Source organism: Myxococcus vastator (assembly GCF_010894475.1).
Lineage (GTDB): Bacteria > Myxococcota > Myxococcia > Myxococcales > Myxococcaceae > Myxococcus > Myxococcus vastator.
In genome coordinates this window covers 1-6989 of record NZ_JAAIYB010000435.1, presented here as the reverse complement: position 1 = coordinate 6989, position 6989 = coordinate 1, and the positions used below count along the sequence as shown (strand labels likewise).

At 67.7% G+C, this 6989-nt stretch carries 6 protein-coding genes; 2 read left to right on the top strand and 4 right to left on the bottom strand.

Features of this window, described 5'->3' with window-relative positions; all coding sequences use genetic code 11:
• The coding region (locus G4D87_RS30600; protein ID WP_240358734.1) for a TIGR02266 family protein at positions 1 to 303 on the bottom strand (303 nt) is incomplete at its 3' end.
• A 209-nt stretch (positions 304 to 512) separates the two neighbouring features.
• Here G4D87_RS30600 and guaB point away from each other — a divergent pair.
• Complete coding sequence (gene guaB / locus G4D87_RS30595) at positions 513 to 1970, top strand: IMP dehydrogenase (RefSeq protein ID WP_163786237.1); 1458 nt, start codon at positions 513 to 515, stop codon at positions 1968 to 1970.
• Positions 1971 to 2083: 113 nt separating this feature from the next.
• Here guaB and G4D87_RS30590 read toward each other — a convergent pair whose 3' ends face one another.
• Complete coding sequence (locus G4D87_RS30590) at positions 2084 to 2731, bottom strand: hypothetical protein (protein WP_163786236.1); 648 nt, start codon at positions 2729 to 2731, stop codon at positions 2084 to 2086.
• Positions 2732 to 2817: 86 nt separating this feature from the next.
• On the opposite strand from G4D87_RS30590, the gene guaA reads away from it, so the two are divergent.
• The gene (guaA, locus tag G4D87_RS30585; protein WP_163786235.1) at positions 2818 to 4371 is read left to right on the top strand and encodes a glutamine-hydrolyzing GMP synthase; all 1554 of its coding nucleotides are present in this window, start codon (positions 2818 to 2820) and stop codon (positions 4369 to 4371) included.
• Positions 4372 to 4462: 91 nt separating this feature from the next.
• Here the strand turns inward: guaA and G4D87_RS30580 are convergent, their stop codons facing one another.
• Both G4D87_RS30580 and G4D87_RS30575 read right to left on the bottom strand, forming a co-directional pair.
• Positions 4463 to 6556, bottom strand: coding sequence for a S46 family peptidase (locus G4D87_RS30580; RefSeq protein WP_163786234.1), 2094 nt, complete (start codon positions 6554 to 6556; stop codon positions 4463 to 4465).
• Positions 6557 to 6796: 240 nt separating this feature from the next.
• Positions 6797 to 6989, bottom strand: a 193-nt coding sequence (locus G4D87_RS30575) for a hypothetical protein (RefSeq protein ID WP_163786233.1), incomplete at its 5' end; no start/stop codon positions are given.

Genomic DNA, 6989 nt, shown 5'->3' with positions numbered 1-6989 from the left:
ACCGTTACTGTTTATTTTTTCAAGGGTAAGAAGGCATACGAGGTTCCCTCTTTTCTCGTGGGCCCGGAGATGTGCATAAGAGACAGGGCCCATGCCGAGCACGCCCTGTCCGCTCTGACCTGTGACGTAGTGAACGACGGCCGCCGCGTGGATGATGCGCTCCCCGCCCGCCAGCTTGAGATCCAAGGTGACGGCCGTCCCCGGGGGCTTCACCGCGCGTGCGCGCAGATAGATGCCACCCCGGGTCACATTCGGGCCGTACTTCGCCAGGAACTCCTCGAGCGTCGCGAAGGGCAGCTTCACGACGAGCCCGACCGCACCCTGATTCGAATCCGTCAATGCCCGGTTCCTGAGACGAGAGGGGATACTGGGTTGCGATTATCGCCCGAACTCCGAGGGAACGGGCGTCAAATCAGCGCCCTTCTCCGTTGCGCCGGGGCAGCGTACCTCGTATGGAACCGCACCCGCGGGCTGTGGTGCCCCGCGGGCACCTGCTCACGGGAGCGCCGCTCATGCTCAACCCTGATATCCGGCTCGCCCTCACCTTCGACGACGTCCTGCTGGTCCCGGCCGAGAGCTCGGTCGTCCCCAAGGACGTCGACCTGACGACCCGGCTCACCCGCAATCTCCGTCTCAACATCCCCCTCCTGTCGGCGGCCATGGACACCGTCACGGAGTCCCGGACCGCCATCGCCATGGCCCAGGAGGGCGGGATTGGCGTCATCCACAAGAACATGACGCCCGAGCAGCAGGCGCTCGAGGTCCTCAAGGTCAAGAAGTTCGAGAGTGGCATGGTGGTGGACCCCGTCACCATCGAACCGGAGGCCCCGCTGGGCCGCGCGCTGGAGCTGATGCGCCTTCACGGCGTGTCTGGCATCCCGGTGGTGAAGGGCCGGCGCCTGGTGGGCATCGTCACCAGCCGCGACGTGCGCTTCGAGACCAACTTCACCCAGACGGTGGAGTCGATGATGACGCGCAAGCTCGTCACCGGCCACGAGAGCATCACGCAAGCAGATGCGCAGAAGCTGCTGCACCAGCACCGCATCGAAAAGCTGCTCGTCGTCAACGAGGACTTCGAGCTCAAGGGCCTCATCACCATCAAGGACATCGAGAAGCGCCGCACGCACCCCAACGCGGCCAAGGACGGCAAGGGGCGCCTGCTGTGCGCCGCCGCCGTGGGCGTGTCCGCGGACCGCGAGGCCCGCGTGGAGGCGCTCATCAAGGCAGGGGTGGACGTCATCGTCGTGGACACCGCGCACGGCCACTCCACCGCGGTGCTGGACGGCGTGCGCGACACCCGGAAGAACTTCCAGGGCTTCGACCTCATCGCCGGCAACGTCGCCACCGCCGAGGCCACCCGCGCGCTCATCCAGGCCGGCGTGGACGCGGTGAAGGTGGGCATCGGCCCCGGCTCCATCTGCACCACCCGCGTGGTGGCCGGCGTGGGCGTGCCCCAGGTGACGGCCGTGGATGACTGCGTCCGCGAGGCCCAGAAGCACGACGTGCCCGTCATCTCCGACGGCGGCATCAAGTACTCGGGCGACATCGTCAAGGCGCTGGCGGCGGGCGCCAACACGGTGATGATTGGCTCGCTCTTCGCCGGCACCGAGGAGTCCCCGGGCGACGTCATCCTGTACCAGGGCCGCAGCTACAAGAGCTACCGCGGCATGGGCAGCCTGGGCGCCATGAAGCAGGGCGCCAAGGACCGCTACTTCCAGGCGGACGTGGAGGCCGTGAAGCTGGTGCCCGAGGGCATCGAGGGCCGCGTGCCGTACAAGGGCACCCTGGCGATGAACGTCCACCAGATGCTGGGCGGCATCCGCAGCGGCATGGGCTACGTGGGCTGCCGCAGCATCGACGAGCTGCGCACCCAGGCCACCTTCGTCCGCATCACGTCCGCCGGGCTCAAGGAGAGCCACGTGCACGACGTCATCATCACCGAGGAAGCGCCGAACTACCGCGTCGAGTAGTCCGGCGGGCGCGCCAGGGGAGGGCGGTGACTCGTCCTCCCGCGCCGCGCCCCGGGGCCATGAAAAAGGGCCCGCGCCTCTTGGCGGGGCCCGGGTGTCCAGCCAGCAGCGACCTACCGGCCGCGCTTGCGGCCACCGCTTGACGCGGGGGCCGGCGCATCGGCGGCGGGGGTGGACGGGGCCACGCGCTTCGCCGCGGCGTTCACCTGGTTGAGCAGCGTGTCCTTGTCGTCCGGCTCCAGCGTCTCAATGGCCTGACGCAGGGTGTTGAAGTCGAGCCGGGCGATGGTGACGGTGTTGCCGCCCTTGATTTCCTGGACGGTGGGCACGCCCACCAGCTCCCGCATGTAGGTCTCGAACTCCACCCGGACGTCGGCCGTCTGCTGGATGCAGATGTCCTTGGCGTTGACCAGGTGCTGCGTGCCCTCGCGGTAGCTCAGGTCCGGGTTGCGGTTCATCGCATCCTCGAACGTGGCGGTGCGCTTGCGCAGGGAGGAGTACAGCTCGATGTAGTCCACCAGCCGGTCCGTCTCTGGCCGGTTCACGTTGCGCGCCTTGATGAGCGCCTCGGTGGCATCGTCACAGGAGATCTTCTCGAGCTCGGCGGCGCCCGGCGTCTCCTTCGCGGAGAGATTCTGGGTATCGCGGTCCAGCCGCTCATCCGAGGAGATCTCCTTCACGCATCCGGAGGCGGACAGCAGGAGTAGGGTCGCAGCAGCGGTAGGGGCGGACAGGCGGCGGAGCATCCAGGCCTCGAACAATTGAAGGTACTTGGGCGTTGTATTCCGGAAGTTTGTAGCGATAAGGGCCCCCAGCCGTCAACGACGCCCCTCTTGGAGACCCCCAGGTGGACCTGCACGCCGAAAAAATCCTGATCCTCGATTTCGGGAGCCAGTACACCCAGCTCATCGCCCGGCGCGTCCGCGAGCTGGGCGTCTACTGCGAAATCCACCGCCCGGACCTCCCGGCGGAGGACATCCGAACGTATACTCCCCGCGGCATCATCCTCTCTGGCGGGCCAGCGTCCGTGGAGGCCCCGGATGCCCCAAGGTGCGACCCCTTCGTCTTCGAAGCCGGCGTCCCCGTGCTGGGCATCTGCTACGGCCTCCAGCTCACCGCCAAGCTGCTGGGCGGCAAGATTGACCGGAGCGCCCACCGCGAGTTCGGCAACGCGGAGGTGGAGGTCCTGGCCCGCCGAGGCCCCTTCGCCGAGTTCAACCCCGGGGACAAGGTCCAGGTCTGGATGAGCCACGGGGACCGGGTGCAGGAGCTGCCCCCGGGCTTCGAGGCCATTGGCCGCAGCGGCAACTCGCCCTTCGCCGCCACCGCCCACACGACGAAGCCCTGGTTCGGGCTCCAGTTCCACCCGGAGGTGGTCCACACGCCGCAGGGCAAGGCCATGCTGCGCGCCTTCGTCTTCAACGAGTGCAAGGTCAGCGGCTCGTGGACGATGAAGGGCTTCATCGACGAGGCCGTGGGCACCATCCGCCGCCAGGTGGGTGAGCACGGCCGGGTCATCTGCGCGCTGTCGGGCGGCGTGGACAGCTCCGTGGCCGCGCTGCTGCTGCACCGGGCCATTGGCCCGCGCCTCCAGTGCATCTTCGTGGACAACGGGGTGCTGCGGCAGGACGAGCGCGCGCAGGTGGAGGCGCTCTTCGTGGACCGCTTCCACGTCCCGCTGAAGACGGTGGATGCGCGCCAGCGCTTCCTGGACAAGCTGGCCGGGGTGACGGACCCGGAGAAGAAGCGGAAGATCATCGGCCGCGAGTTCATCGCCGTGTTCGAGGAGGCCTCGCGCGACGTGCAGGACGCGGAGTTCCTGGCCCAGGGCACGCTGTACCCGGACGTCATCGAGTCCGTGTCGTACAAGGGCCCCTCCGTCACCATCAAGAGCCACCACAACGTGGGCGGCCTGCCGGAGACGATGAAGCTCAAGCTGGTGGAGCCGCTGCGCGAGCTCTTCAAGGACGAGGTCCGCGCCCTGGGCCGCGAGCTGGGGCTGCCGGATGAGATGGTGTCCCGCCAGCCATTCCCAGGCCCTGGCCTGGCCATCCGCGTGCTGGGGGAAGTCACCGAGCAGCGCCTGGAGCTGGTGCGGCGCGCGGACGCCATCGTCCAGGAGGAGATCCGCGCCGCCGGCCTCTACAAGGAGGTGTGGCAGGCCTTCGCGGTGCTGCTGCCGGTGCAGAGCGTGGGCGTCATGGGCGACGAGCGCACCTACGAGTCCACCTGCGTGCTGCGCGCCGTCACCAGCGTGGACGGCATGACGGCGGACTGGGCCCGGCTGCCGTTCGCCGTGCTGGAGCGCATCTCCACGCGCATCACCAACGAGGTGCGCGGCATCAACCGCGTCGCCTACGACATCTCTTCCAAGCCCCCCGCGACCATCGAGTGGGAGTAGGGCGGCTGCCCGGCGCGGGTGCCGGGCAGCCTCTTCGTGTTTCAGGGGCCCTGGCCGACCGCGCCGGGGCCCCCTGCTTCGCCCGGAGGCATCACCCCGCCGGGCTGGCCTTCACGGGCGGGAGCTTGGTGCTGCCGGGACGCAGCTCCTCGAGCAGCCGCGTGGCGCCGTAGATCTTCGTCAGCGACTCGATGATGGCCTGGCTGTGGACGCTGACCGAGCGGTTGACGCTCTCGTCGAAGCCGTACTCGCCGCCCAGGGACTGGATGTTGCCGTCGAACACGATGCCGACGATCTCCGCGTCCTTGTTGATGACGGGCGAGCCGGAGTTGCCGCCGATGATGTCGTTGGTGGAGACGAAGTTCATCGGCGTGGTGCCGTCCAGCGCCTTCTCGTTCTTCAGCCAGGACTTCGGCAGCGCGAAGGGCTCCTCACCCGTGGCGTGCGCGAAGGTGCCCGCCATCTGGGTGATGGGGCTGACCTGCTTGCCGTTCTCCGAGTAGCCCTTCACCGCGCCGTAGGACAGGCGCAGGCTGAACGTCGCGTCCGGGTACTGGTTGGTGCCGTAGATGTCGAACTTGGCCTTGGCCACCAGCTCGCTGTTCTTGCGGAGGACGGACTCGACGTTCTCCTCGAACGTCTTGCGGACGGCGCGCATGTCCGGGTCCAGCGCGACGGCCAGCTGGATCATCGGGTCCTTGGACGCCGCGATGGCCGCCTTGCCGCCCTTGTAGAGCGCCTGGCGGGCCTTCACGTCGCGCAGCTTCGTGCCCTTCACCAGCCGGGCGGCCAGCTTCTCCGGGGACTCCTTGCCCAGCACCTTCTTCACGAAGGGGTGGTCGGAGCCCAGCTCCTCGCGCATCTTGGTGAGGCTGAACGTCAGGCGGGCAATCTCCAGCTCCGGGTAGATGGGCGCCGGGCTGAACAGCTGGGCCTCCAGCGCCGGGACGTTGGCCTGGTTGAACTCACGCAGGCGCTCGCCGTTCGCCTTCGGCAGCTCCTCGGCGCCGCGCACCAGCGTGCGGGCCACCTGGAACAGCGAGGAGGACAGGCCGCCGCCGTTCTCCATGAACGTCAGGTCCTTGCGGATGTTGCGCAGCTCCGTCTGGGCCTTGGCGATCTCATCCCAGGCCGCGCCGTACTTCTTCTTCATCTCCGGGTTGGCGTTGACCTTCTTGCGCAGCTCCTGCTCGGCGGCGACCTTCTGCGCGAAGAACGTCTTGTCCAGCAGGGCCTCGTGACGGCCCTTCATCGCCTTCACCGCGTTCTCCACGCCGAACAGCATGTTGGTGGAGATGCGGCGCTGCTCGGCGCCACGGCGGCCGAACTCCGTCAACATGCCGCGCATCTCCGAGAGCATCATCAGCGTCTTGGGGAGCTGCACGTCGCGGTGGAACTCCAGCTCCGCGACGGTGAGGCCGCGCGAGGTGCGGCCCGGGTGGCCGGAGATGAAGGTCAGCTCGCCTTCCTTGGCGCCCTTGTCGGACCACTTGAAGAAGTTGTTCGTCGTCGCCGGCTTGCCGTCCTCGTAGACGCGCAGGAACGTCACGTCGAGGTCGTAGCGGGGGAACTCGAAGTTGTCCGGGTCGCCGCCGAAGAACGCGATGGCGTGCTCGGGCGCCATCACCAGGCGGACGTCCTGGAAGCGCTTGTACTCGTAGAGGTTGTACTGGCCGCCCTGGTACAGGGTGACGACGTCACAGCGCGCCTTGGCGTTGCCCGCGGAGCAGGCCTGCTCCAGCTCGGACATCTTCGCCTTCAGGGTGTCGGCGTACTGCTTGCCCGTCAGCCCCTGGGTGGCCTTGTTCAGCGTCTCCGTGACGTCGGTGATCTTGACCAGCTGGTTGATCTCCATCGCCGGGCACTGGGTCTCCTCGCGCTGCGTCTTCGCGTAGAAGCCGTTGGCGATGTAGTCCTTCTTCGCCGTGGAGAGCTGGCTGATACAGCCGCGCGCGCAGTGGTGATTCGTCATCACCAGGCCGTTGCCGGACACGAAGCTGGCCGAACATCCGCCCGCCAGGCGCGCCGAGGACAGGCGCACGTTGTCCAGCCACTGCTGGGAAGGCTCGAAGCCGTACTTCTCCTTCACCTTCGCGGAGGGAAAGTTGTTGTAGGTCCACATGCCCTCGTCGGCCATCGCGGGAGCCGCGCCGAGGAGGGTGGCAATCACGAACAAGCGCTTCATGAAACGGTCCTTTCCAGGGCCATGGGTGTCGCGGTTCTGCGGGAAGCTCCTGGCTGGGTCAAGCCAGTTGAAAGCAGGGAAGTTTTCCCGGAGAACCCAACATCCGAGCAGGCTCCAGATTCCCGCCGCCAGGGGTTGGGCTCCGAGGAAAAACCCTATCAACGCGACGTGTCATCCGGCCGCCCGCGTTCCAGGGCTGGGTCTTGCGCATCCCACGCCTGGGACGCGCAAGGCGCGCTGTCATTCCTTCCGGAGCGCCTGAAGCGGGTCCATCCGCGTCGCCCGCCGGGCCGGAACCCAGCAGGCGAGCAACGCCACGGCCGCGAGCAGCGCCGCCACGGCGCCGAAGGTCCAGGGGTCTCTCGCGCTGACGCCGTGAAGCTGGCTCGCGAGCACCTGGGACAGGGCCAGCGCCGCCCCAAGTCCCACCCCC